At 41.2% G+C, this 25,422-nt stretch carries 18 protein-coding genes; 15 read left to right on the top strand and 3 right to left on the bottom strand.

Features of this window, described 5'->3' with window-relative positions; genetic code table 11:
- The 9 genes from MVI27_RS10855 to MVI27_RS10895 form a co-directional block, all read left to right on the top strand.
- Positions 1 to 1,127: hypothetical protein (locus tag MVI27_RS10855; RefSeq protein WP_246961735.1), on the top strand; the 1,127-nt coding region annotated here is incomplete at its 5' end.
- Positions 1,124 to 1,471 (top strand): carboxypeptidase-like regulatory domain-containing protein, encoded by a 348-nt coding sequence (locus tag MVI27_RS10860; protein ID WP_246961737.1) that lies wholly within the window; start codon positions 1,124 to 1,126, stop codon positions 1,469 to 1,471. The genes MVI27_RS10855 and MVI27_RS10860, both read left to right, overlap by 4 nt.
- Positions 1,472 to 1,634: 163 nt before the next feature.
- On the top strand, positions 1,635 to 2,243 hold the full coding sequence (locus MVI27_RS10865) for a hypothetical protein (protein WP_246961739.1): 609 nt from the start codon (positions 1,635 to 1,637) through the stop codon (positions 2,241 to 2,243).
- 84 nt (positions 2,244 to 2,327) lie between these two features.
- Complete coding sequence (locus MVI27_RS10870) at positions 2,328 to 3,431, top strand: IS4 family transposase (RefSeq protein WP_246961741.1); 1,104 nt, start codon at positions 2,328 to 2,330, stop codon at positions 3,429 to 3,431.
- 133 nt (positions 3,432 to 3,564) lie between these two features.
- Positions 3,565 to 4,191, top strand: coding sequence for a chloramphenicol acetyltransferase (locus MVI27_RS10875; protein ID WP_246961743.1), 627 nt, complete (start codon positions 3,565 to 3,567; stop codon positions 4,189 to 4,191).
- Between the two features lie 321 nt (positions 4,192 to 4,512).
- A complete protein-coding gene (locus MVI27_RS10880; protein WP_246961745.1) occupies positions 4,513 to 5,163 on the top strand; it encodes a phosphoribosylanthranilate isomerase in 651 nt (216 codons plus the stop codon).
- A 383-nt stretch (positions 5,164 to 5,546) separates the two neighbouring features.
- Positions 5,547 to 6,665 (top strand): tetratricopeptide repeat protein, encoded by a 1,119-nt coding sequence (locus MVI27_RS10885; RefSeq protein ID WP_246961747.1) that lies wholly within the window; start codon positions 5,547 to 5,549, stop codon positions 6,663 to 6,665.
- 280 nt (positions 6,666 to 6,945) lie between these two features.
- Entirely contained in the window at positions 6,946 to 8,970 is a 2,025-nt protein-coding gene (locus MVI27_RS10890; RefSeq protein WP_246961749.1) for a T9SS type A sorting domain-containing protein, read from the top strand.
- A gap of 127 nt (positions 8,971 to 9,097) precedes the next feature.
- On the top strand, positions 9,098 to 10,540 hold the full coding sequence (locus tag MVI27_RS10895; protein ID WP_246961750.1) for a helix-turn-helix transcriptional regulator: 1,443 nt from the start codon (positions 9,098 to 9,100) through the stop codon (positions 10,538 to 10,540).
- A gap of 286 nt (positions 10,541 to 10,826) precedes the next feature.
- Here the strand turns inward: MVI27_RS10895 and MVI27_RS10900 are convergent, their stop codons facing one another.
- Positions 10,827 to 11,171, bottom strand: a complete 345-nt coding sequence (locus tag MVI27_RS10900) for a prephenate dehydratase domain-containing protein (protein ID WP_246961751.1) — start codon at positions 11,169 to 11,171, stop codon at positions 10,827 to 10,829.
- 397 nt (positions 11,172 to 11,568) lie between these two features.
- Between MVI27_RS10900 and MVI27_RS10905 the strand changes: the two genes are divergently transcribed.
- Entirely contained in the window at positions 11,569 to 12,105 is a 537-nt protein-coding gene (locus MVI27_RS10905) for a hypothetical protein (protein WP_246961752.1), read from the top strand.
- A gap of 12 nt (positions 12,106 to 12,117) precedes the next feature.
- Here the strand turns inward: MVI27_RS10905 and MVI27_RS10910 are convergent, their stop codons facing one another.
- Positions 12,118 to 12,738, bottom strand: coding sequence for an alpha-ketoglutarate-dependent dioxygenase AlkB (locus MVI27_RS10910; protein WP_246961753.1), 621 nt, complete (start codon positions 12,736 to 12,738; stop codon positions 12,118 to 12,120).
- Between the two features lie 937 nt (positions 12,739 to 13,675).
- On the opposite strand from MVI27_RS10910, the gene MVI27_RS10915 reads away from it, so the two are divergent.
- The 5 genes from MVI27_RS10915 to MVI27_RS10935 all read left to right on the top strand — a co-directional run bounded on the left by MVI27_RS10915 (position 13,676) and on the right by MVI27_RS10935 (position 21,794).
- Positions 13,676 to 15,184, top strand: a complete 1,509-nt coding sequence (locus MVI27_RS10915; protein WP_246961754.1) for a class I SAM-dependent DNA methyltransferase — start codon at positions 13,676 to 13,678, stop codon at positions 15,182 to 15,184.
- Positions 15,185 to 15,279: 95 nt separating this feature from the next.
- Positions 15,280 to 16,416, top strand: coding sequence for a Fic family protein (locus tag MVI27_RS10920; RefSeq protein WP_246961755.1), 1,137 nt, complete (start codon positions 15,280 to 15,282; stop codon positions 16,414 to 16,416).
- A 108-nt stretch (positions 16,417 to 16,524) separates the two neighbouring features.
- Positions 16,525 to 17,805: a restriction endonuclease subunit S gene (locus MVI27_RS10925; RefSeq protein ID WP_246961756.1), complete on the top strand. Its 1,281-nt coding sequence runs from the start codon at positions 16,525 to 16,527 to the stop codon at positions 17,803 to 17,805.
- 3 nt (positions 17,806 to 17,808) lie between these two features.
- On the top strand, positions 17,809 to 20,967 hold the full coding sequence (locus tag MVI27_RS10930; RefSeq protein WP_246961758.1) for a type I restriction endonuclease subunit R: 3,159 nt from the start codon (positions 17,809 to 17,811) through the stop codon (positions 20,965 to 20,967).
- A 20-nt stretch (positions 20,968 to 20,987) separates the two neighbouring features.
- Complete coding sequence (locus tag MVI27_RS10935; RefSeq protein ID WP_246961760.1) at positions 20,988 to 21,794, top strand: hypothetical protein; 807 nt, start codon at positions 20,988 to 20,990, stop codon at positions 21,792 to 21,794.
- Positions 21,795 to 22,503: 709 nt separating this feature from the next.
- Here the strand turns inward: MVI27_RS10935 and MVI27_RS10940 are convergent.
- Positions 22,504 to 25,419, bottom strand: a complete 2,916-nt coding sequence (locus MVI27_RS10940; protein WP_323134612.1) for a multicopper oxidase domain-containing protein — start codon at positions 25,417 to 25,419, stop codon at positions 22,504 to 22,506.
- Between the last annotated feature and the right edge of the window lie 3 nt (positions 25,420 to 25,422).

Below are 25,422 nucleotides of genomic sequence, written 5' to 3' on the forward strand. Positions count from 1 at the left end.
ATCCTGGGATGCTTGAAAATATAAAGAAGAACAAGCCACCGTTTAATCCTGCAAAACCTGTCAATATTTGGGACTGGAAACCAAGTTACGACCCATTTGCGATCCCTGTAGCAGACTACGCTAAGATAGGAAGTTATGTGATTCTTTGGGATGGTTTTGACAATAATGATATATATGACAGCACCCATTTTAATAAGAGAACTTTAAAAGCTATTATTACCGCCGAAAAGAACGGAATAAAAAAAACAAAAGAGGTTGAATTCAGAACTTCATACAAAGAAGTTGATTGGGTAGACGTAAGAATTGATAAGAAAAATAAACGTATAGATGCTTCATTGCGGGTGAACCTGAAAGATGGCGGAGCTGAAGGGTTAAAATGTACGACAAGAGATATAGATCCCGATCCAAAATTTAGAGAACCGGTAACACAATGTCCGTGGGATAAAATACCAAAAACCAAATTAATTTCAGGAAAACCACCGATAAAAACTAGGACAAGAAGTTTTGCAGATTTGGAGAAACTGGCAATTGATGGGCTTAACTACCATTGGGGAAGAAATAAAAATCATATAGCGGCTAAAGACGTCAAAATTGTAGACGAATCATATGAAGTGTTTTTAAATGCAATAAATACTGAAAATAAGACGATGGATGATATAAGTTTGGTTTACAATACTAATGGAGATTGGATGAGATCGGGAAATCCTGGTTCAACAACAGGACATCCTATATCTTGGATTGGAAACTTAGTATCTCGAGAAGCTATTTGTTATAATGTAGGATATATAAAATACTCTAATGGATGGGGATATTCATATGAAACCAGAGAGGATTTAGATTTTAAAGATACTGCGGCTCATGAAATAGGGCATGAAATATTAAAATCCTATGGTGGAGTTGAATATTCTTACGGTCATAAGGGAAGTTCAGAAGTTTATTCTTTTGATCAACACACTAAAGATAATGCGTCAGAATTTCCAATAAGTGGTGAAATTGATTTGATGCCATATTACAGGGATAATATTTTAGGAAATGAACATAAGCAGCCTAATTACTTTCTTAGACGGGTGGCAGCGGAAAAAGATGTTTTAAGTTTATTATGGTTAACAAAAATCAATATATTATGAGATTATTAATATTACTTTTATTAATTTCAATGGGATGTAATCAGCAGAACTATGAAGGGTATGTATATGATGCTATTGATAAAAAACCAATCTCGGGAATGCAGGTTTTGGATCTTGAGAATGGCACTAAAACAACGACAGATCAAAAAGGATATTTTAATTTGAAAAAAAATAATGATATTTCTTCTGCGTTAACTTTTTATAAAGCACCTTATTATCAAGATACAATTTCTTCAATACAAATTCAAAATGGTGAACGACAAAAGGAACTATTCAAAGGAGAGGATATATTTATTTTGAAAAAAAAAGCAAGAGATTCTATCATTAGAAAAAATGGTTTATAGCTAAGTATCTTATTATATAAAACTTACTTCAAAAGAGGCAATTGCTTATTATAAAGAAGAACCGATAAAAAGTAGGACAAAAAGTTTTGAAGAGTTACGGAATTTAGCATTGGCTGGGATTAACCAATATTGGTCTAGAAATAATAGCAACATTGGCAAAAGGATGAATATTAATGATGAATTATTTAAAGCATTTGTTAATGCCCTGCAAGATGAAAATGGTATGAAAGCCCCCGAGATAATTTATTTTACCAATTCCGAAAATGGTACATTTAACCGTTCTCATAATTGGGAATTGGATAGAGAGCTTTACTACAAAGTAGGGTATACATATTATTCTGATAGTAAAAATGATAGCACTAAGGGATGGTATTGCCGCAAAACTTCGTTTGCCGATTTAGTTTTTCAAGAAACATCTGCTCACGAAATAGGACATCAGCTATTATTTGATTTTGGAGGAAGAAATTATACTTACAGTCACAAAGGAACTTCAGGCCCTACTTGGATTCAACAAGATCCATTGCCAGGAACAAAATATCCTCCAAGCCCAAAAGAAATTGATTTGATGAAATATGCAGAAGGAAATGAACCAATAGATTATTATGACAGGTTGGTTTTATCACAAAAAGACTCATTGGGTATTCGGTGGCTAAGTAAAATTAAAATTTTAAGTATTTATTGTGTCTTTTATTTACTGTTATCGTGTAATTCAAAAATAAATAACGAAGTTCAAAGAGAAACTGTAGAATGTCAGTACACGACAAAAATTTAATTCCTTAAAAACTAGCAAATTAAGGATGTATTAATTTGCTAAAAGAGTTGATTTTCAGTTTATTAAAGTATTATTTCCTACGTAATGCTTATAAAAAAGAAAACCAGCTCAGGTCATGAAGATACAGAATTGCTAGAAGTATTTAAAGGTCATTTTACAGGAGTTCTCAACTTAGCCAGGATCCGTCTTATCTGTTTATTTATAAGCGCTCTGTGCAAAGTTCGGTCTGTGAATTTTTCAAAACTTTCCTCTGGATTTGACAATGAATCCTCATCTTCAAGTAATTACCGTAGAATTCAACGTTTTATGGCAGGAGTGGATATTCCCATGAAATGGATTTCTCAGCTTATTTTCAGCCTGCTGCCGCATCCCACATCGGTGACTTTGGTGCTTGACAGGACAAACTGGAAGTTGGGAAAAAAGGATATTAATATACTGATGTTGGGGGTAAGTTATAAAAACGTAGCTTTTCCTTTGATGTTTAAAATGTTGGATAAAAGAGGAAATTCCAACACCTCTGAACGTATACTGCTGATGAAAGATTTTATAGATTGGTTTGGAAAAGAATGCATAGATTCCCTTTTAGCTGACAGAGAGTTTGTAGGGAAAGAATGGATTGCTTTTTTAAATCAAAACAATATCCGTTATCATATCAGAATACGTAATAACTTTAAGATCTATGATCCCAGGAGGCAGATGTATATCCCGGCCCGGCATTTATTCAATGAATTAAAATCAGGACAATTAAAACATTACCACAAGATTTTACAGATGCAGGGAGAATACTGCTATCTCTCGGGGATGAAGACAATTAGAGACGGAAAATTGGATTTTTGTATTATAGTTTCTTTTAATAAACCAGAAGAGGCATTACCTATTTACAGAAAGAGATGGCAGATCGAGACGCTTTTCAGAGGTTTGAAATCAAGTGGATTTCATCTTGAAGATACCCATGTAACTCATTTAGACAGGCTGGAAAAACTAATTTTACTGGTCATGATCGCATTTGTCTGGTGTTATAAAACGGGGGACTTCCTTGACAGTCATATTAAGAAAATCAAAATTAAAAAACATGGAAACAGAGCTGTAAGTGTATTCAGATATGGCCTGGATTATATTTCCAGACTCCTGATTACCAAAAATAAAAACCTAAATATCAATGTTTTAGATTTTTTGTCGTGTACTTAGCAAATGGACAATCTTTTTTCTTTTCTAATTTCTAAATGCACAACAGGTTAAAAACATTAAGATTAAAGTGAAAGCGAAATGCTTCCCAGCCAGTCCTGAGTTTATCCCGCAACCTAAATCCAGATAAAAATAAATGAAGAAGATTGATGTCAGCCAATGGAACCGCAAAGAACATTTCGAATTTTTTTCCAAAATGGCCAGCCCGTATTTCGGAATCACCACGGAAGTGGATTGCACCACAGCGTATGAAAATGCCAAGGATAACGGACACTCTTTTTTTGCACATTATTTCCATAAATCAATGCTGGCGGTAAATGCCGTGGCGGAAATGAAATACAGAATTGTGGACGGTGAAGTGGTCGTGTTCGACAAAATCAACGCAGGCGCCACCGTGGGCAGGGCCGACGGAACTTTTGCTTTCGTCTTCGTTAACTTCTCGAAGGATTTTCAACAGTTTAATGCTGAATTGCAGCAGGAAATTAAAGCCGTCAAAAATTCCACCGGTCTGCGATTGAACGATGATGATATAAAGAAGGATTTAATCCGGTATTCCACGATTCCGTGGTCATCGTTTACCGCATTGCTGCATCCCACCAATCTCGATAAAACGGAGTCGGTTCCTAAAATCACTTTTGGTAAATTCAGTGTTAGAGACGGTAGAAAATACTTGCCGATTTCCATTGAAGCACACCACGGACTGGTTGACGGCTTCCATTTGGCACAGTACCTTAGCGAATTTCAAAAGGAGCTGGATCGGTAATTCAGAATGATTTTGTCGTCTTTGTACGATGTGCAGTTGGAAAATCGGAACTTTAGCAAGAAGATTTAAGATCAAAATTATACACTTATCCACGAACAAATACGCGTGCGACAGTTGTTCCAGCACGCGTAGGATTGTCAGCTTTTAGCGAAGTTTGCCTGTTCCGTAATATCATTATAAAAGGGTTTTTAGGAAAAATTTGAACGTCATTGTATAACGTGTCAATGTTTTTGATGGTGATAAAGCGGTTGCCGGCGATATTAAATTTCTGCTCCAGACCATATCCGATTAATCAGAATCTAAATAAAAAAATAAACGTTGATGATAAAACCAAGAGTGAAGATCTGCTGTATCAGCAGTATCGAAGAAGCAAGGATGGCCATTGAACACGGTGCTGCTGCATTAGGGTTGGTCGGGCATATGCCAAGCGGGCCCGGCGTTATCGGCGATGGGCTGATCGCCGAGATTGCGAAGACGGTTCCGCCGCCTGTTGCAACTTTCCTGCTGACCAGTGAGACGAAGCCGCAGGATATTATTTCGCATTACAAACGGGTAAATACCAATACAATCCAAATAGTGGATGCGCTGGAAAAACGCGAATACGGAATGCTGCGGAAAGAGCTGCCCAACGTAAAACTGGTGCAGGTCATCCACGTCATCGACGACCATTCTGTAAAAGAAGCCATTGAGATCTCATCGTACGTGGACGCCATCCTGCTGGACAGCGGCAATCCCAATTTATCTGTAAAGGAACTGGGCGGCACAGGGCGGACACACAACTGGGAATTGAGCAAAGAGATCAGGGAATCCGTTGCTGTTCCGCTGTTTCTGGCCGGCGGACTGAACAAGGACAATGTGCGGCAGGCGATTGACAGTGTGCAACCATTTGGGCTGGACCTTTGCAGCAGTGTGCGGACCGAGGGAAAACTTGACCCGCAAAAGCTGAAAGCATTCTTTGAAGCGATGGAGTAGTAATTGAAGCACGCGGCGGAACAGCAAGTGATAATTGGAATTTACCGTTGCTACTTAACATAATGCCTGATGTTTCTTCGGGTGAAGCAAGGATTCTCGGGGCAATGACAGCCTTCTATCGAGTATTATTCGGTATGGTTACACCGGAACCAGAAAAGAATCTCGTCTGTCTTCTTTAGATGGACTTTCATTACCTGCGATATCTCCAACGGAACATTCTTACGTTTTTCCCGAAAAGCAAAATTCAGTTTAGCTGATGTTCCGGCCTCAATGCTTTTCGGTTCGGTACTACGTGAAACTTTTACTTTTGCCGCGATATTCATTGGAAACAAGGATTAATTCCATTCCGCATTTAGGGTGATTATGCCCTATATTTGTACACCATGATTCCCCTGATTCACGCTGACATGCTGCCACTGAGAAAAATCCTGCTGACCGTCTTTTGTGCTTTGCTGTGCTTCTTCGCTGTGCCGGTGAGTGCCCAGGAAAAGAAAGAATTTTCGGCGGAACTGGAAGAGGCGAACCTCAACGTTTACAGGGATGCTCAAAAAGCCGTGGCCCTGAGTACCTACGTGTATCAGCACGCAAAGAACATTGACACCAAAATTTTTGCGCTCGTTACCATGGTGAACGGTTACACGGCACTTCAGCAAAACGGGAAGGCGTTGCAATACGCGTCCGAAACATGGAAGTTAGCGCAGCGTTCGCAAAATATTCAATACAGGATCTGGGCGCTGGGCCTTTTGGGCGAGCAATACCAGCTCTCGCACCTGAACGGCATTTCCCGGGAATATCTTGACAAGGCAGAAAACCTGATTCAGCATTCTGATCTCTCCAAAGAAGCGCAGGCCGTTTCCGGTGGCAATATTTACGCCATCAAAGGAAACGGTTATAAGAACGAGATTGATTGCGGATATGCTGTTAAGATTTACGATATGGCCATCGCTTCCTATCAGTCGGTTCCCGACAATCCTGTGGCGCGCAACAATCTGGCGCTGGTTTTTCTGGAAAAAGGGAATTGCCTGCTGGACCTTGATAATTTAAAACAGGCTGAGCGGAATTTTCAGAAAGCGTATCAACTCGCCACGCAAAACGGCCTTGAAGAATACCGGCACAATGCCGGGATCGGCCTGGCTAAAATTGCGTGGAAGAAAGGAAACTTCCGGAGTTCCACGGACAGCCTCGAGCGGATCTTGAGTATCATTGATACGGCGCAAAATCCTAAGATCAAAACGGAGATTTATTATTTGCTGAAAGAAAATTATCTGGCGCTGAACCTGCCGGATCAGTACCGCAAATACGAACAGAAGCACAACCGTGCGGCCGGCGAGGTGGAAAGACTTGGCATTACCCAATTTGAGAATGTGTTTCATTTTGTGAGCACACAACCGCTGCCGGTTGAAAATTCTACCCAAACTTCATCCTATTTATTTTACGGTTTGCTCCTCATCACGACCGTGATTTTTGGCCGGGAATTTTATCATCGGAAGAAGAAAGGGTAGCCCAATTTTTCAAAGAATGGAATTAAAATCAGCCGTTCTGCTTTCGTCAATACGGCCGAAAAGCGGCTGTTTTCCTCGTTTGTCAATGCGGTTTTATAAAAAAGCCAAAAACATCTTGAAAGGCACCTAAGGTGTTTACTATCAACTGTTAATGAAAAATTTATTTTGACGAATTTCTGTAATTTTCGTTGTATTCAGTTGTTTACCGTTTTTTATTTCGCGTTCTATTCGCTTGTTTTGCTACTCTAAATTTTTTCAATCATAAAAAAGCTTTTCAAAAATGAAATTGAAATCTACACTTCTTTTTTTCCTCTGCACTTCTGTGGCCGTCACGGCACAAAACCTTAAGACTTCTAAAGTACAGGCTACCGGTTTTGACGCAGCGAAGAAGGAAACACGCGGCTTTAAGAAATACGACCTGCGCGAGCTGAACAAGCCGAAAATGGTCAGCTCGCCTTTTGGTCATAATGGAACTACCGGCAATTCTTCTTCCGGTTCAGCCCGTTCCGCACGCAGCATTGATCCAATTGCTCAGATCGATATTCCACGCTGGGGCGTGATCAACAAGGTAGAGAACGGCGGCGAAATCCTTTTCTCAACGGAACGCGCGGGTACAAGTTACACCGTAAAAACCTATAATGACAATATTGAGATTGTCGATAATTTCACCATTCAGGTTCCGGCAAATGCCAACCAGGTAGATGTGCTGAACCATTATTCTTCCGGGTTTTTCAACAATAATGCCGACAGAGAATTTATGGTTTTCGTGCAGCATTTTGATCCGGAAAGACCGGGCCCGGAGGGTATGATCTGGGAAGTTTGGGTGGTAGACAGCGCGGGCCAAATCCTGAAGAAACTGGATGGTACCGGCGCAGAGGCCAAAACTGATGCAGACGGTAACAAAAAGTTATTCAGCTATCTGTTAGATGATAACACACTTACCGTCAATGCTTTTAATGTCGATACATGGGAAGTTCAAAATACATATGTGGTGGATGCAAAACTGATCACGTTCTTTGTAGGATCTCCGCTTAACTTCCTGACGGTAGACGGGCAGGAGTATATCGCTCTGGCGCACTACAAGCACTTGTTCATGGATAATGATACTTTTGAGATTTTCCCGGACAATAACCTGATCGTAAAACTGCTGGACTATAACCTACAGGAGGTGAAAAAAATTTCTTTGGATATTGAAACCCGCTACCCGGACGCCGGTCCTTATGTGATCCCGATGGCAGATTTTGGCACCTTCTACAGAGACCAAACATATGATGTTTCCCGCCATATCTTTAATGATGACGATAAACTCGAAGTAGCTTACGGTGTCTATTATTATGATATGATCGGCGATACGGAATGGTCTACCTACCGGGTGGCTAATGAAGACGGGCAAATGATCCATGAACTGAATGATTACATCATCGATTCCTACCAGGAAATGAACAGCATCGAGGGTCATGACAATCAGCTGGCATTTTTAATGGGCGAAGAGGGCATGGCGACCAATCTTGCTTTCTTTAATATTGAAAGTTGGAAGTTTGATCTGAACTTAAACGCTGTTCACAATGGTGACCGACTTTCCAATTCATTCAACAGAATCCCGAAAGACAATGATTTCAATTACGTCATCGGTTTAGGGGAGCCGGATGAGGAAAACGGCAATATCTACGGTGTTATCAATCATTACGACCGGACGGGGAATTCCACGCACAGGCAAAGGTTTTTGCTGCCGGAAAATACGGTACTCTTTCAGCCTGTTCTGACGCAATACGCCTTGTTGCCCAATCTGTTTGCCAATGATAATGCGTTCTATTACAACTACGTTTATAAGGAAATGGCCTCGGACGGAAAGGTTTATAACAACCTGGTCATAAGCAAGGATACGGAGAAGCCTCTGGTGGAGTTCCGGGGCGACACCAATCTTGGAAACGTTATTGGCTCTACTTTCCTTACCGATGGTAAGGGCGCCTTCAACAAAATGACGGTGCAGTATGAAAGCGGTTATGAACAGATGCTTACGCAGTTTTACAAACTGCCGTTTGGAAACGATCTGAATGTACAGAACCCGTCGGCTTCCGCCTTCAGCGTCTATCCGAATCCGGCCGCAGATGTGCTGAATTTTGAAACTGCTGTGCCGGTTACCGCGGTGAAAGTTTACGGACTTGCCGGCAATCTGGTTCTTAATCAGACTATCGCACCTTACCAGAAGAGCATCCATGTATCCCGATTATCTGCCGGAGTTTACGTCGCTGTGGCGACCCTGCAGGACGGATCAACCAAACAGATCAAATTCATTAAAAAATAAAGTTAGGTTATCTATTTGTGTTTTGTAAACTCTCCGGCCCTGTGTGGTTGGAGAGTTTTTTATTGTTACCGGGAAGTTCGGAAGTCTGACAAATGATGTAATTTTGTCCTTCGTACCACCCGGATCTATGAAGTTCAGCTGTATCATTGCGTTTATTTTTACAATAGGAATTATTGCACCGGTCCATGCACAGCAGTCTGAGGAAGAGAAACTCTTAGCAGAAGCCACCCAAAACCGCTTTGATAATCCTGAGAAAGCACTGAAACTCTACGACTTTTTAGTAAAAAATTCCACGGCTCAGGAAGCGGTGGCCATTCACATAAAACAACTGCAGTTGTACCGGCTGCTCGGCGAGTACGAAGAGGCGGTTACCGTTCTCAGCTCCCTTCAAAAAGCGGATACGGAACGTTTTAATTCGGCTTTGAAATTCGAGTACCTGCGCGAAGCTGCCTTGTTGTACTGCGAACTGGATCTTAAAAATGAAGGGCAGTCATTTTATCGTGAAGCGCGGGAAAACTACGGGAAACTCAGTACAGAACTGCAGAAACAGTATGCCGCAGATCTGGATCTGCTTGCCGTAAAATTTATTGAGGATCGCGATTCTGCCCGAAAAATTGGCGCTTTGCGAAGCATCCTCCGCAAAATGCAGGTGAAAGATGTGCGCAGGCCTTTTATTCAGTTCACCGTCGCAAAATTATATTTTCCCACGCAGAAAGATTCAGCGACTTACTATTTCAGGCAGGTGATTTCGGCCAAAAAGGTTTCCCCGCTGTCCGAGGCTTCTGGAATTTATCTGGATTTGCTGAAATCGGACAGAATGGATGACCGAGTGATGTCCAAAATATCCGCCCGGAAACTTTTCGACCCGGACCTGCAGCCGCTGATGCTGAAAAGTACCATCAGCTATTTCGAAAGCAACTGGAACACCGACAGTTTAATGTACTATCACGGTATGCTGCACCAGCAGGTTTCGGAGGAGCAACTGAAAAAACGTGCGGCAAAAGTGGCTTTAATTCAGAATGATTATCAGCAGAAACAGCTGGAGGACGCGGCTGAAAAAAAAGCACTAAACCAGAGGTTTCTTTTTGGTTCTGTTCTTTTAATTTTGGTGATATCGGGCTATGCGGTCTTTAAAATCTATCCTAAACGCTGTCCGGAAAAAGCCGCAGAACCTGATCAGGCAAAAGGCATTGTGATTCCCGATAAAACCGAAGAAGAGATTCTGGAAAAACTGCTGAAATTTGAAAAATCCGAACTTTTCTTAGATCCCCAGATTCGCCTGGCGACTATCGCGAAACAGCTGGATACCAACACGCGCTACCTTTCGTCCATTATTAATGCCTCGAAAGCAAAGAGTTTTAATGCCTATGTCAATTCACTCCGCATCCGGTATATACTGGACAAACTGAATTCGGAGCCGCGCTACCGCACCTATAAGATCAGTTATCTGGCCGAGGCAAGCGGCTTCACTTCCCAAAGCAGTTTCAACACCGCCTTTAAAGAATTCACCGGTTATACCCCTTCTGCTTACATTAAAAATCTGGAGAGCCGAAAAGGTGGAAATGTTTAGTTGTACTAAAAATTATCGCAACATGCCCAAGCCCGGCAGGATTCCACAAGAACAACAAGAACTTAGTACACGATCTTTTATCATTTCCGGTTTAACAGCTGTTGTTAGTCACGCAGGAAGTGTGTATTTGCCGACGGAAAACAACTAATTGCAGAAGTGAAGTGAACAGGAAACTGAAGCGTTAATGAGAAAATATAAAGGGTGTTGGGAGGTGAGGTTTATGCTTCGCCCCGCAGCTTCGCCGTTTAAACAAAATCCTGCTTCGGCACCTCCGGATATTTCCCGTTCAGGAAATGAAGCTTTGCGCCAGTGCCTGCGGATGAGAGTAAATTTTATCGATCGCAGTGTCATGATCATGTGCCGGGTGAATCATCAGGTGATGCGCAATCGGGATCACGGCTTCTGCTCTAATTTTAATATCAGGCGTCTGATATAAATAATCCAAAGTCATCGACACCGTTCCCTCAATCGAATTTTCCAGCGGTACCACAGCTTTATCCACTTTACCGGCTGCCACTGCCTCAAAACAAGCCAGAATATTGGGGTGGGGGAGTAAGTGTTGGTCAGGAAATAATTCCAGCGCCGCAAGTTGCGTGAAAGAAGCTTCGGGACCAAGGAAAGCGATGTTCATGTAGAAGGCATTTAAAGTTTGCAAATGTAAAGAATGTGTCAGGGAAACGGACATCAAAAGAGTATTAATTATGGTCGATCTGCTGTGTCTTGATTGGAATTTATGTTAAAATATAATCTTTTTGTATTAAAAACTTATTTATATTTATACAATAATAACCGCAAACAATATCGATTTATTAAATCATCAACCCTGCACTTGATATTAATACGAATATTTGTTTTCACGCATCTAAAATCATTGGTTTTCAGGAGAAAATGCGTTGAATTTATTTGACAAACAACGGAATGCTGCAAGTGTTCTATATTACAATAGAAATCTTATAAGGATTTATAAAAAAAAGTATATGCCGATGACCACTCATGTATTAACTGCCGGTTCTTCATTTAACTCAAGGATGAAAATTACCCTTTCTTATGTTGCTGCCACAGCGGGTGTTGTCCTTTTCTCATGGCTTCTCCATGAATTTGCGCACTGGCTGACTGCAGAGTTCCTCGGATATGAAACGAGTATGAGCTTAAATAGTACCTCTTATTCCAAAGGGCAAAACCCGACCGGACAACATCAGCAGTTCATTTCTGCGGCCGGTCCGATCATTACACTGGTTCAGGCGTTTATTGCTTTTCTTGCACTGAAGAAAGCCTGGAATAAATTTGCATATCTCTTCCTGCTGGTTCCTTTGTATATGAGGATTTTAGCAGGGTCGATGAACGTGGTCAATTTAAATGATGAGGGCAGGATCAGCAGTTATTTAGGGATTGGCACTTTCACTTTGTCAATAGTGGTGTGCGGACTGCTGTTTTTCATGGTGTTTCTGATTTCTAAAAAATATCAGCTTACCCGGAAATTTCAGCTAGGGAGTGTGTTGCTGATCATGCTGTTCAGTTCTGGTATTATTCTTTCTGATCAGTTTTTCGGTGTCAGGTTACTGTAATTATTGCGTAAATTATTTGCCGACTTCAATATTAAAATACCTCTTCAGCATTCCCGCTGCTTTGCCGTCCAGATTGATGGGGTGCACCTTGCTTTCTTTCACTTTGCGGTAAGTGATGGAAAGTCGGCGGTCACGCAGTTTGAGTTCTCCTTCAATAATGTCTTTCTTGCGGGGCGGTATGGAGTGCTTCCATTTTTTGCGGGCGTCATCCTGCATCACATACAGTGAACGGCGCGGCACTTCAAAGTCGATTGTTTCTTTACCTTTTGTAAACCGCATCACACAGCCACTGCCGAGATTGACGCCACAAATCTGATTTTCAAAGTAATCGCGGTCCATGTGCGGCCGGATTCCCTCACCCGGCAGGTATTCATTAATGATGACCTGATCCGGCATAAACTCCACAATTTGCTGTTCAAAAATATTTTGTGCCAACCGTTGTATCAACGGCGGAAACGGAACCGGAAACGGCACTAGGTCGTAGGGCTTCTCCAATTCATTCCGATAGCCGAAATACTGCAGCCGCCGCTGATAATCGACGAGCCAGGGTTGCGCGTCGAGTTCGTCCACCAACGCAGCTTCCTGCGCTTCCGTAATAAAGTCGGGAATAAGTGTAAAGCCAGGTAATTCCATAATCAGGTATTTCGTCTCTCGGTGCGAATTGTGTACCAGACCGAGCGGAACTTATATTAAAATGGCAAGCACTTTCTGCAAGATCGTATATGAAAAAAACCATCTACAGCGAGATGGTTTTTGATGAGGTGGTGGAGTTGGAGGGACCACAAAATAGCTTTGTTAATCAACGTTTTATATTTTAATTGTAATAAGTATCTGTAATAATATGTTGTTTTTACGCTAATTGTTAGGGTCTTCGATTTGAACTTTTTTTGGTGAATTCTTAGTTATTCCTGTGGGCAAATTTACAGAATTAGTAATTGGGTAATTCACATTTTCCAGCTTTTCAAGCACCCACCTCTACAAAGCTTGTATAAGTCTAACGTAGCATTCTGCATAATCATTAATGTACTTTTTGAGATCTGACTACTGACGAGCAAAGCTAAACGATGGGAGATTTATCAGCAACTATTATGCTGGCGCATGGTTTCCTGTGGGGCTGTAGGGTAAAGTATAATACTTTATTTATCCAATGTTTTATAACCACGTAAGGAAGTGTTTATAAATTATTTTAAATGCCGTAGAAATCAGCTGTTTCAATAATATCTTTAAAGCTTGAATAATGGTACGAGAAATACTAGTTATGGGTCGTGCAGGATAAAATGAAGGGATAAATTACCTCAGTTAGATGTTTTTGCGCTTACATACTTAGCTTTTCTGCGCATTGTTGTATAAAGCGACTGTCACTGTACATTAAATCGGATGGCGACAGAAAAGTAAAAAGTTATATTTCGCTTTCAAACGGCTTTCAGTATGCAGAGAGGCAGCCATAATTAGATAAATATAATATAATCGTAGACCCAGAAATTTGATTATATTTGGTTTACTTGCATTTAACCTTTATTAAGAATATTTCAACTGAAAATTGAGTTAACTTCCTTATCTAAATATCTCCATGAACCAAGAACTCGTAAAGACCCTCTGGGCTACTGCCGACAAATTACGCAACAATATGGATGCGGCCGAATACAAGCATGTAGTATTAGGCCTCATTTTCTTAAAATATATTTCAGATAGTTTCGAAGATCTATACACCAAACTGAAAGAAGATAAACTTTCAGATGAAGAAGACAAAGACGAATACTTAGCAGAGAATGTCTTTTATGTACCTCCTTCCGCACGTTGGGGGTATATCCAGCACCAGCGGGCAAAGTTGCCAAGTATTGGTAAGGATATTGACGATGCCATGGATGCCATCGAAAAAGACAACCCTTCTTTGAAAGGTGTTCTGCCAAAAGATTACGCCCGTCCGTCATTGGACAAAAAGCGTTTGGGAGAACTGGTAGACCTCATCGGAAATATTGGCTTTAAGGAAAAAGGACACAGCAGCAAGGATCTTCTGGGCCGCGTATATGAATATTTCTTAGGAATGTTTGCAGATGCCGAAGGCAAGAGAGGAGGTCAGTTCTACACGCCAGAAAGTATTGTGAAACTGCTGGTCGAAATGCTGGAGCCTTACAGTGGCAGAATATACGACGGTTGCTGCGGCAGTGGCGGAATGTTTGTGCAGAGCGAAAAGTTTTTGGAAGCGCACGGCGGTAAAATAGGCGATATAGCAGTCTATGGTCAGGAGAGTAATCCTACGACTTATAAACTGGCAAAAATGAACCTGGCAATCCGGGGGATTGATGCCAAAATAGAACTCGGTGACACCTTCCACAACGACCGTCATAAAGACCTGAAAGCAGATTTTATCATGGCGAATCCGCCTTTTAATATTTCAGATTGGGGTGGCGAGCAGTTGCAGGACAGCCACATGTGGAAATATGGGATTCCACCCGTAGGAAACGCCAACTATGCTTGGCTTCAATTGTTTGTCAATAAATTGAAACCAACCGGCACAGCAGGTATTGTTCTCGCAAACGGTTCCATGACGACCACCGCAGGTTCTGAAGGAGAAATCAGAAAGCAGATGATTGCCGAGGGCTTAGTGGACTGTATGGTGGCGTTGCCAACCCAACTGTTTTTCAATACCCAAATACCTGCTTGTTTGTGGTTCCTTGCACGCAACCGTACCAATCATAAGTTCCGCGACCGCTCCGGCGAAATTCTCTTTATTGATGCCCGGAAAATAGGTCACATGACCAGCCGCAAGAATAAAGCCTTCAATGATGCAGATATTGCTCAAATTGCAAACGCTTATCATAACTGGCGCAACAAAGACGGCGATTACGAAGATATTCAGGGCTTCTGTAAATCCGCATCATTGGCTGAGGTGGAAGCCAATAATTTCGTATTGACACCCGGACGATATGTAGGCACCGAAGATGTGGAAGATGATGGCATACCTTACGAAGAAAAAGTAGCGGCGATTTCAGAAAACTTGAAAGGCTATTTTGAAAAGTCGGTAGAGCTGCAGGAGAGAATTAAAAGAAATTTGGTGAAAGTAGGTATAGAACTTTAGGTTCAAACTAAAATAAGAAAATTCTTATTTTAGTTTTACGCTTTAAAGTAAAATAAAAGAACACGATATATTACTTTAGTAAAATAGAGAAACAAATGATAAACCTAGAAAAATATATAGCAGGAAAGAAATTAAAACATTCAACTGGCTATACTTTTTTTTTACCTAGTGAAATAAATGATGCTTGGATTTGGGAGGACCAAAGTGTTAATAAACTATTAGAGAAAGCTGCAATTAAATTAGGGGAATTAAATTCATTTTCAAAACTTGTTCCCAACATTGATCTGTTTATTCAGTTACATGTCACTAAGGAAGCCGTAGTTTCAAGTAGGATTGAGGGTACGCAAACCCAAATGGATGAAGCACTTTTAGACGAAGAAGAAATTTCTCCGGAAAGAAAGAACGACTGGGTCGAAGTAAACAATTACATTAGGGCACTCAATGAGGCGATAAAAGAATTGGAAACACTTCCTATTTCATCCCGGCTTATAAAGAAAACTCATCAAATTCTACTTGATAGTGTACGTGGCGAGCATAAACAGCCCGGCGAATTCCGGAACTCTCAAAACTGGATTGGGGGCAACTCACTGGCAGATGCAGTTTTTATTCCGCCAAATCAAGTTTATGTTAATGAATTAATGGGAGATTTAGAAAAATTTCTCCATAATGAAGACATCAATGTTCCGGCATTAATCAAAATAGGCATTGCTCATTATCAATTCGAAACCATTCACCCGTTTTTAGATGGCAATGGCAGGATCGGGCGGCTTTTAATTACATTATATCTGGTTGACCAAAAAATTCTCAACAAACCACTGCTTTACCTGTCTGCATTCTTCGAAAAAAATAAAGGCTTGTATTATGACAATCTCACTTTTGTGCGGTCTAAAAACGATATGAAACAGTGGCTCAAATATTTTTTGGTAGGGGTAGCTGAAACAGCAGAAAAAGCTACACAAACACTTTCTGAGGTTTTAGAACTAAAAGCGAGGTTAGAAACGCTGATACACACAACGTTTGGTAAAAGAGCAAATAATGCGTCAGTTTTACTGCAGTACCTATTCAGGAAACCGGTAATACACGTGAATCAGGTTGCAGAAGTCACCCGAAGCACCTACAAAACAGCCAACGATTTAGTCACAGAATTTGTGAAAGCCGGTATATTAAAAGAAATGACAGGGCAAAGCCGCAACAGGGTTTTTGTATTCGACGAATACATTAAACTATTCTAAAACAAACAAATGAAAAATAAAATCGAAAATAGAAACAATCAAATAGCTGTAAATCATTAGATTACGTTATTTTGTATTTTTCATTCATGTAAATAAAACACAATTTAAATGACCAACTGGAAAGAATATAAGTTATCCGATTTAATGGATGTAATAGGCGGTGGAACACCAAAAACTAAAATACCAGAATACTGGAATGGAGATATTCCTTGGTTATCAGTTGTAGATTTTGGTAATGCTGAGAAAAGAGTATATGATACGGAAAAGAAAATTACAGACTTGGGTTTAAATAATTCAAGCACTAAAATTCTAAAACAAGGTCAAATCATCATATCTGCTCGTGGTACAGTTGGAGAATTGGCAGTTTTAGGTCGTGATATGGCTTTTAATCAATCTTGTTATGGACTAAATGCTAAATCAGAAACATGCACTAATGATTTTCTTTACTATTTGATGAAATGTAAAATTTCAGAATTAAAGAGAAATGCACACGGAGCTGTTTTTGATACAATTACAAGATCCACATTTGAAACAATTTCAGCATCAGTTCCCGATCTCCCCACCCAAACCGCCATCGCCGAAATCCTTTCCTCCCTCGACGACAAAATAGAACTCAACAACAAAATAAACCGCGAACTCGAAACCCTCGCTCAAACCCTCTTCAAGCAGTGGTTCATCGATTTTGAATTCCCTAACGAAAACGGAGAGCCCTACAAATCCTCGGGCGGTGAAATGGTGGATAGTGAGATAGGTGAAATTCCGAAAGGATGGCATTTGATTAGGTTGGGTGATAAGTACCTTGTCTCTGATTTTGTAGCAAATGGGAGTTTTGCATCTCTCAAAGAGAATGTGACAATTTTAGATCGTCCTTCGTACGCTATTTTTTTAAGAAATACAGATTCAAAATCCAACTTTACAAACCAGCTAAGATATGTTGATGAAAAAACGTATAATTTCCTTTCAAAATCAAAGATACTAGGCGATGAAATTTGTATTAGTAATGTCGCGGATGTGGGCACGGTTTTTAGACCACCAACATATTTGAATAAACCTCTGACATTGGGTAACAATCTTGTCTTTTTTAGAAGTTCGTATCCTAATTACTTTTACCTATACTTCAAGTACTTTCGAGGTCAGGAACAAATACAATCAATAACATCTGGTTCCGCTCAATTGAAATTTAATAAAACCGATTTTAGAAACACAAATTTATTAGATATCCCTTTGGTAGTAATTTCAACATTTGATAAAATAATAAATGACTTGTGGGAATTGCAAAGTAATCATCTTTCAGAAAACATTCACCTAGCAATGCTCCGCGACTCCCTTCTTCCAAAACTAATTTCCGGCGAACTGGAAGTCTCCGAACTCATCGCAGAAAATGCATAACCTATGGCAGCAGTTATATCAGAAGACCACATAGAGCAAATCATCATTCAGGAATTTATAGACCTTGGGTATCATTACCTCAATGGCGTAGATATTTCCCCTGAAGGACTTTACAAAGAAAGAGAATACAACGAAGTAGTCCTCAAAAACCGCCTGCAGGAAGCCATTGCAAAACACAATCCCACTATTCCAGCAGAAGCTCAGGAAGAAGCCCTTCGCAAAGTATTGCGTTCCGACAGCCCCGAACTCTTCCAGAACAACTATCGTTTTCATAAATATCTCACAGATGGTGTAGAGGTAGAATTCCGCAAAGGTGATCGTATCGCCGGAGATAAAGTCTGGCTCGTAGATTACGACAATCCGCACAACAACGAGTTTCTGGTTATCAATCAGTTTACCGTGATTGAAGGCAACGTAAATAAACGCCCGGATGTCATTCTCTTCGTTAACGGACTGCCGCTCGTGGTCATCGAACTGAAAAATGCCGCAGATGAAAATGCAGATGTAAAAGCAGCATTCAATCAGCTGCAGACCTACAAACAGACAATTCCTTCCTTATTTCAGTACAACGCCCTGTTGGTCGCTTCAGACGGTTGGGATGCGCTGTACGGCTCCCTGACTTCACCCAAACAGTTCTTCGTTCCCTGGAAATCCATTGACGGCGAACTCATGGCCGACGAAAATATCCCACAGATGGAGGTCATGGCAAAAGGAATGCTGAACAAAGAAGTGTTCCTGGACCTGATCCGTCATTTTACAATCTTCCACCAGAATAAGGAACAGCTTACCAAAATAGTCCCGCGCTACCACCAATATTTCGCCGCAAACAAAGCGGTAGAAGCCACCAAGAAAGCCACTGCAGTAAATGGAGACCAGCGTGCTGGAGTAATCTGGCATACACAGGGCAGCGGCAAAAGTTTATCGATGGCCTTTTACGCAGGTAAATTAGTGCTGCAACTCCAAAACCCAACCTTGGTCATACTGACAGACAGAAACGATCTTGACGACCAGTTGTTCGACACCTTTTCATTAAGTCAGGATTTGTTAAGGCAAACTCCCGTACAGGCCGAGAACAGAGACCATCTGAAGGATTTACTTTCCGTAGGTTCAGGCGGTATCGTATTTACGACCATTCAGAAATTCCTCCCGGAAATAGAACAGAAAATAGATTTGGGAAATGGGAAATTTAAAAACATAAAAGGCCAGTTTGATGAACTCTCAGACCGCAGGAATATTGTGGTCATTGCAGATGAAGCCCACCGGAGCCAGTACGATTTTATAGACGGTTTTGCCAAGCACATGCGCGATGCTTTACCCAATGCTTCTTTTATCGGATTCACCGGTACACCGATCGAAAACACTGATAAAAATACGCAAGCCGTTTTTGGTGATTACATCGATGTTTACGATATTCAGCAGGCAGTAGAAGACGGAGCAACGGTTCGTATCTTTTATGAAAACCGGTTAGCTAAAATTGCCTTAAAGGAAGAAAACAAATATCAAATTGATGAGCAGCTCAATCTGGTAGCCGAAGAAATGGCAGACTATGGCGAAACTGAAGAAGGAATAAGCTACGATATCGAATCGAAGAAAGCAAAATGGGCACGCCTTGAAGCCATTGTCGGTCATCCCGACCGTTTAAAACTCATCGCAACCGACATTGTAAAACATTTTGAGGAACGGAATGCAATACTCGATGGTAAAGGAATGATTGTCTGTATGAGCCGCCGCATCGCTGTGGAACTCTACGACGAAATTATAAAAATAAGACCCGACTGGCACAGCGATGATGATAACGAAGGAGCCATTAAAGTGGTCATGACGGGTTCTTCCTCAGATCCTTTGCCTTTCCAACCTCACGTTAGAAATAAGGCCAAAAGAAAAGCATTAGGCGAAAGATTGAAAGATCCGAAAGACGTTCTCAAATTAGCCATTGTCCGCGACATGTGGCTCACTGGTTTCGATGCGCCAAGTTTACATACCCTGTATATTGACAAGCCGATGAAAGGGCATAACCTGATGCAGGCAATCGCAAGAGTAAACCGCGTGTACAAAGACAAAGAAGGTGGTTTGGTTGTAGATTATATCGGAATAGCAACAGATCTTAAAAAAGCACTATCCGTCTATACAGAAAGCGGTGGAAAAGGAAAACCGGCATTCGATCAGGAAGAAGCATCGGCAGTTATGATGAGCAAATACGAGATTGTTGCCCAGATGTTTTCAGAACAACCCAAAGACCATACAGAATCCAAAGGTTTTAATTATCTGTCATTCTTTAACATGACGCCAAAGGAGAAGTTATATTTTCCGATTCAGGCAGCCAACTATATTTTAGGATTAGAAGATGGAAAGGCGAGATACGTTAACGCTGTAACAGCATTATCAAAAGCATTCGCCATATCGGTTCCGCATCCATCTACAATTGAGATCCGCGATCAGGTAGGATTATTTCAGGCGATCAAATCCAGAATCGTAAAAGTAACCCAAAGTAGTAAAAAAGGCAAGAGCGACGAAGAAATAGAAACGGCCATTAAACAGATATTGAGTGATGCGGTTGTAGCAGATGAAGTCATCGATATTTTTGATGCAGCCGGAATTAAGAAACCGGATATTTCCATTTTATCAGATGAATTTTTGGCAGAAGTAAGAGGTATGAAGCATAAGAACTTAGCTTTCGAATTGCTGAAGAAACTATTAAATGATGAGGTGAAAACCCGGCAGAGAACCAACATTGTACAGTCCAAGAAATTCTCAGAAATGATAGAAAATGCGGTACGCAACTATCAGAACAATCTCATCACCTCTGCGGAAGTCATTCAGGAACTCATCAACCTTGCAAAAGACCTTAAGGAAGCAGACCGCAAAGGTGAAAATTTAGGACTGGATTTCAGGGAATTTGCATTTTATTCCGCCTTGGAAGTAAACGACAGCGCTGTAGCAATCCTGGGAGACGATATTTTACGGCACATCGCCCGTGAATTGGTAGACACCGTCCGCAGTAATTCCAGCATCGACTGGACCGTCCGCGAAAACGTACAGGCCAAAATGCGCATCGCCGTCAAAAAAATCCTCCGCAAACACGGCTACCCACCAGACCTGGAGCTGAAAGCAACTGAAACAGTATTGGAGCAGGCGAAGCTGATGGCAAACGAAGTGGTATAGAAACCATATCGTATGCTCTAATGAAAAGAAAAGCTACGTCAGATATTGCTCATCAAAAATTTAAAGCAACATTACTAAACTTATTTATGCAGATTTACCATTATACTAGCATACAAACTTTAGCACTAATTCTGAAGTTTAAACAAATCCGTTTCACACCGTTATCTATGCTTGATGACATCCAAGAGTGCCATGGCCTTCCTGAAACCGTTACACGTGGGATTTATGTTTCCTGCTGGAGCAAGGATGAGGCAGAAAATTTAGCACAGTGGAGCTTGTATACTAAGATGAAAGGGATTCGGTTAGAACTACCCAAGGAGTTTTACATGAACTATGAGTTTCAAACTGATCGTGCTAAAGGTATTCATGTTGATAATGGAATGAAACCCATATATCCTTTTACTCCGGAACAATGTATGACAGAAGATTACGGTATAGCAGTAGCAAGCTACATAGAAGATGGCTTTTTTATCGAGATGACTTATGACCAAAGTTTTGAGTCGATTAAACGAGATGGGATAGTTAAGAAAAATGGATACTTTCATATTAAAAATGCAAAAATTATTGCTGGCTACAAAAATCCGATTTGGAGCTTTCAAAAAGAAGTACGGTTTTATGTAACAGTAATTCCGCGTGGAGGCAATTTCCCGGATTATATAGATATGGATATAAATCCTGATGTGCTGGATTCAGTAAAAGTTCGTTTACATCCGAACTGTTCTTCCGCGGATAAAATAATTGTAGAAACATTACTTTCAAGTTTTACTTCCTCCGGTACTGTAGAGGACAGTAAGTTGAATGAGATTTACCGAACAAAACCTACCTAAGACCAGTAATGAATGGACGCTATCTCTCTATTACTGCGACAAGCGTCCTGCTAAACATTACTACGTGTGTCTAGAATTTATATCAAAAAAACAACATTCCGCTCCGAAATGTTGTTTTGCTGATTGTTGAAGTTAAGTGCAGGAGCTGAACTCTATTGTTTAATAAGTACAGTAATTACTTTATCTGTTACTCCATCATTATTGTAGTCCGCAGGACTATAGTCGACATATCCCTCATCGAAGTTTTCAATTTCCATCTGTGAATTGCTGTATGACTTCAATATATAGTCTGCATCACCGTAAAAATTTATAGTCTTAGTAGTTGCATTAAAACTCCACTTTCCTTCATCGTTAGATGCACTGTCGGTACAAGGACCATTATAAATATGCTTGTACGTTTTTACGTTCAGAAGACCCTCTTTTTTAAGTTGATATAGGTTTTTACCTGAACATTCAGGATTTTTGCTTGTAATTTCCTTTCCGGTTAAATTGTCAATAAATGCATATTTTGTAATCTTCCAGTCTCAATCCCCGATTTAGTCCCTGATTTTAGAAGTAGGGACTAAAAATTGATACTTCAAATTTCTTCGTAATACGTATTTTTTCCTCTCCTTTATTACATATCTGGCTGCGTACGAGCAAAATAAAGTGCAACCGGTCTTTAATTTACGTGTTGCATCCTATTAAACATTGCTCATCAACAAGTATCTTAGTAATTCAAAGTAATCCCTGCGCCCCAGCTCATATCGCTGTCGTAGTGTGTGGAAATACCAAAATTCTTTGTAACAATGTATTTTAGGCCAGCCATATATTCTTTGTCGGTATTGACCATAAATGCACCCCGCAAACGTGGTGAAAGCGGAATATCTTCACGCTTCAGCTGGAATCTAACAATACCGTCTGTAAATATTTCTGCCTGCAAATCTACCAACAGCGGAAGTTTGTACATGATTCCAGCACTGAAAGTTTTTCGTTCGTCTTTTGTACTGGCTTGTCCAAAGAGGTTTTTTTCAATATTATTCCTGTCAATTTTTCTGTAATGATAATTGAATCCGATAAAGGGTTTCAACCACTGCATACGGTCCACATATCTTCCGAGCTGGGTTTCTACCTCGTAGCCGTGATGAGGATTGTAACCTAAGCGCCATTCCGTTCCCAATTCCCAGCGGGCATTTGAAATTCTCGCCATCCCGTCGTTACCATTGGTGGCGAAATCGTTTTCGGCCATCAGGTGCCACATGTTACTTTCGCGCTGAAGCTTTTTATAAGCTGAAGCTTTATCCGGCAGCAAAGGATTCTGATAATCGCCCACTGCAAAAACACGGTTCATCCCTGCCATCATGTGATAGAGGATGTGACAGTGGAAGAACCAGTCCCCATCCGTTTTTGCTTCAAATTCTATGACATTGGTTTCCATGGGCATAACATCCAACACATTTTTGAGGGGTGCCTGAACACCATTTTTGTTGAGTACGCGGAAATCAAATCCGTGCAGGTGCATCGGGTGACGCATCATGGAATTATTAAACAGGGTAATGCGGAGAATTTCGCCTTTTTTTACCAATATTTTGTCAGATTCTGCCAGGACTTTATCGTCCATGCTCCATATGTAGCGGTTCATGTTTCCCGTAAGGGTAAACTTGAGCTCGCGCACGGGACTGTCTTTCGGGAGTGAAGTGTCATAAGGCGATTTCATCATCCCATAATTCAATGTGGTAATCCCGGAAGCAGGCATCTGATGCTGTGAGTGATCCATTTGCGCATCGTTGTTGTCCATCTTGTCCATCGGCATTGCTGCATTATTTTCAGCACTAATTTCAGGATACATCACCTGATTCATATCCATCGTCTGATAACTCATCTTCATGCCCATATCTTTCATGTCACCGTTCATCTTCATCATGTCGTTCATCATCTTCATCCCTTCAAAGTATTTGAGTTTGGGTAATGGATCATGGGATTTCGTAGCTCCTTCTCCAATAAACACTGACGCAGATTTTGTGCGGTCTTCGGGTGTAACAAGGAGTTCGTATGAAGTGTTTTTTTCAGGAATTTCCACTACGATATCCACTGTTTCGGAAACCGCCAGGATCAGGCGATCCACTTCGACCGGTTCAATATCCAATCCATCACTGGCCACTACTTTTATTTTTCCTCCGGCATAATTGAGCCAGAAATAGGAGGAAGCACCGCCGTTGGCGATTTGAAGCCGAACTTTATCACCGGCTTTATATCGGGAGAGTTGACTTTCGATTTTACCGTTAATCAGAAAGGCGTCATAATACACGTCACTCACGTCCATGGCAAGCATCCGCTTCCATTCGTTGGTGAGTTTTGTCTTAAAGTGTCCCTCTTTTATGGCTTCTGCATAACTTTGGGTACTGCCTTTTTTTATTGCGAACCAGTCATTGGCGTTGTGAAGCATCCGCTGAACATTATTGGGGTTCAGGTTTGTCCACTCGCTTAGGATAAGGTGCTCTGTGGGCAGATCATCAATCCCCGGCCGGAAAGTAGGATCTTCGGGACGTTTTTTCAGAATCATCATCCCATACATTCCAATCTGCTCCTGCAGGCCAGTATGTGAGTGATACCAGTGGGTTCCGTTTTGGATGATCGGAAACGAATACGTGTAGGTTGAATGTGGTGGAATGGGTTTCTGGGTAAGCCAGGGAACCCCATCTTCTTTATTTGGAAGATGAAGACCGTGCCAGTGCAGAGAAGTTTCTTCGTCCATTAAATTATGGACAATCACTTCCGCCGTATCGCCCTCATAAAACTCCAGCTTTGGCATCGGAATCTGCCCGTTTACGGCAATGGCGCGTTTCTGTTTGCCCGCGAAATTTACCAGGGTGTCTTTCACATAAAGATGGTAGGTCACTTTGCGTCCGCCTTTTAGGTGCTTTTCGGGCATGGGCATGACCATTTTGTGTTCACCATGTATCTGCATGTTTCCGTGTGCAGAATGATCTTCCTTCTTTCCTTTTTGAGGCACCAGATTCATACCGCACTTGGGACACTTTCCGGGTTTGTCCGATATCACCTCGGGATGCATCGGGCAGGTGTACATCTTTTGCGCTTCTTCATGCTGATGCGCATCTGAAGTTTGATGTTCCGGGGTTTTGCCGGTAGACTGATGCCGGCCGCTTTCCTTCTGAGGGACCAGATTCATACCGCACTTGGGACACTTTCCGGGTTTGTCCGAAACCACCTCGGGGTGCATCGGACAAGTATACATCTTTTGCGCTGCTTCATGCTGATGCGGAGCAGGTGTTGAATGTTCCGGCGTTTTGATGCTCGCTGGGTCTTTCGGTACTGCTTTAGCCTTTGGCAGGACCGTTTTTTTAACTTCCGTTACCGTCTTTGTTTTTGCAGCGGTAATTTCAGATTTCTTAGCCGTAGTTTTTTTAACTGCTGTAACTTTTTTAGGAGCAGCTGCGGGTTTGGCTGCCGGTTTTTTTTCGGTGATGGTTTTCTTCACCAAGGTCATACCGCAAATGGGGCAGTTACCGGGTGCTGATTTCACGACCTGCGGATGCATCGGGCAGGTGTACACGGTTTTGGTGCTCTGTGAATAACTGTTTATGGACATTGCCATAAATAGAAAGAGCGAAAATATATATTTCATCTT

Origin of the sequence: Chryseobacterium salipaludis, from assembly GCF_022968825.1 — a bacterium.
Classification (GTDB): Bacteria; Bacteroidota; Bacteroidia; order Flavobacteriales; family Weeksellaceae; genus Kaistella; species Kaistella salipaludis.

What these genes read in the sequence shown, in the direction of transcription:
- MVI27_RS10860 (WP_246961737.1), top strand. Translation starts at nt 1,124, where the DNA reads ATGAGATTATTAATATTACTTTTATTAATTTCAATGGGATGTAATCAG.
- MVI27_RS10865 (WP_246961739.1), top strand. Translation starts at nt 1,635, where the DNA reads ATGAATATTAATGATGAATTATTTAAAGCATTTGTTAATGCCCTGCAA.
- MVI27_RS10870 (WP_246961741.1), top strand. Translation starts at nt 2,328, where the DNA reads ATGCTTATAAAAAAGAAAACCAGCTCAGGTCATGAAGATACAGAATTG.
- MVI27_RS10875 (WP_246961743.1), top strand. Translation starts at nt 3,565, where the DNA reads ATGAAGAAGATTGATGTCAGCCAATGGAACCGCAAAGAACATTTCGAA.
- MVI27_RS10880 (WP_246961745.1), top strand. Translation starts at nt 4,513, where the DNA reads ATGATAAAACCAAGAGTGAAGATCTGCTGTATCAGCAGTATCGAAGAA.
- MVI27_RS10885 (WP_246961747.1), top strand. Translation starts at nt 5,547, where the DNA reads ATGATTCCCCTGATTCACGCTGACATGCTGCCACTGAGAAAAATCCTG.
- MVI27_RS10890 (WP_246961749.1), top strand. Translation starts at nt 6,946, where the DNA reads ATGAAATTGAAATCTACACTTCTTTTTTTCCTCTGCACTTCTGTGGCC.
- MVI27_RS10895 (WP_246961750.1), top strand. Translation starts at nt 9,098, where the DNA reads ATGAAGTTCAGCTGTATCATTGCGTTTATTTTTACAATAGGAATTATT.
- MVI27_RS10900 (WP_246961751.1), bottom strand. Translation starts at nt 11,171, where the DNA reads ATGAACATCGCTTTCCTTGGTCCCGAAGCTTCTTTCACGCAACTTGCG.
- MVI27_RS10905 (WP_246961752.1), top strand. Translation starts at nt 11,569, where the DNA reads ATGAAAATTACCCTTTCTTATGTTGCTGCCACAGCGGGTGTTGTCCTT.
- MVI27_RS10910 (WP_246961753.1), bottom strand. Translation starts at nt 12,738, where the DNA reads ATGGAATTACCTGGCTTTACACTTATTCCCGACTTTATTACGGAAGCG.
- MVI27_RS10915 (WP_246961754.1), top strand. Translation starts at nt 13,676, where the DNA reads ATGAACCAAGAACTCGTAAAGACCCTCTGGGCTACTGCCGACAAATTA.
- MVI27_RS10920 (WP_246961755.1), top strand. Translation starts at nt 15,280, where the DNA reads ATGATAAACCTAGAAAAATATATAGCAGGAAAGAAATTAAAACATTCA.
- MVI27_RS10925 (WP_246961756.1), top strand. Translation starts at nt 16,525, where the DNA reads ATGACCAACTGGAAAGAATATAAGTTATCCGATTTAATGGATGTAATA.
- MVI27_RS10930 (WP_246961758.1), top strand. Translation starts at nt 17,809, where the DNA reads ATGGCAGCAGTTATATCAGAAGACCACATAGAGCAAATCATCATTCAG.
- MVI27_RS10935 (WP_246961760.1), top strand. Translation starts at nt 20,988, where the DNA reads ATGAAAAGAAAAGCTACGTCAGATATTGCTCATCAAAAATTTAAAGCA.
- MVI27_RS10940 (WP_323134612.1), bottom strand. Translation starts at nt 25,419, where the DNA reads ATGAAATATATATTTTCGCTCTTTCTATTTATGGCAATGTCCATAAAC.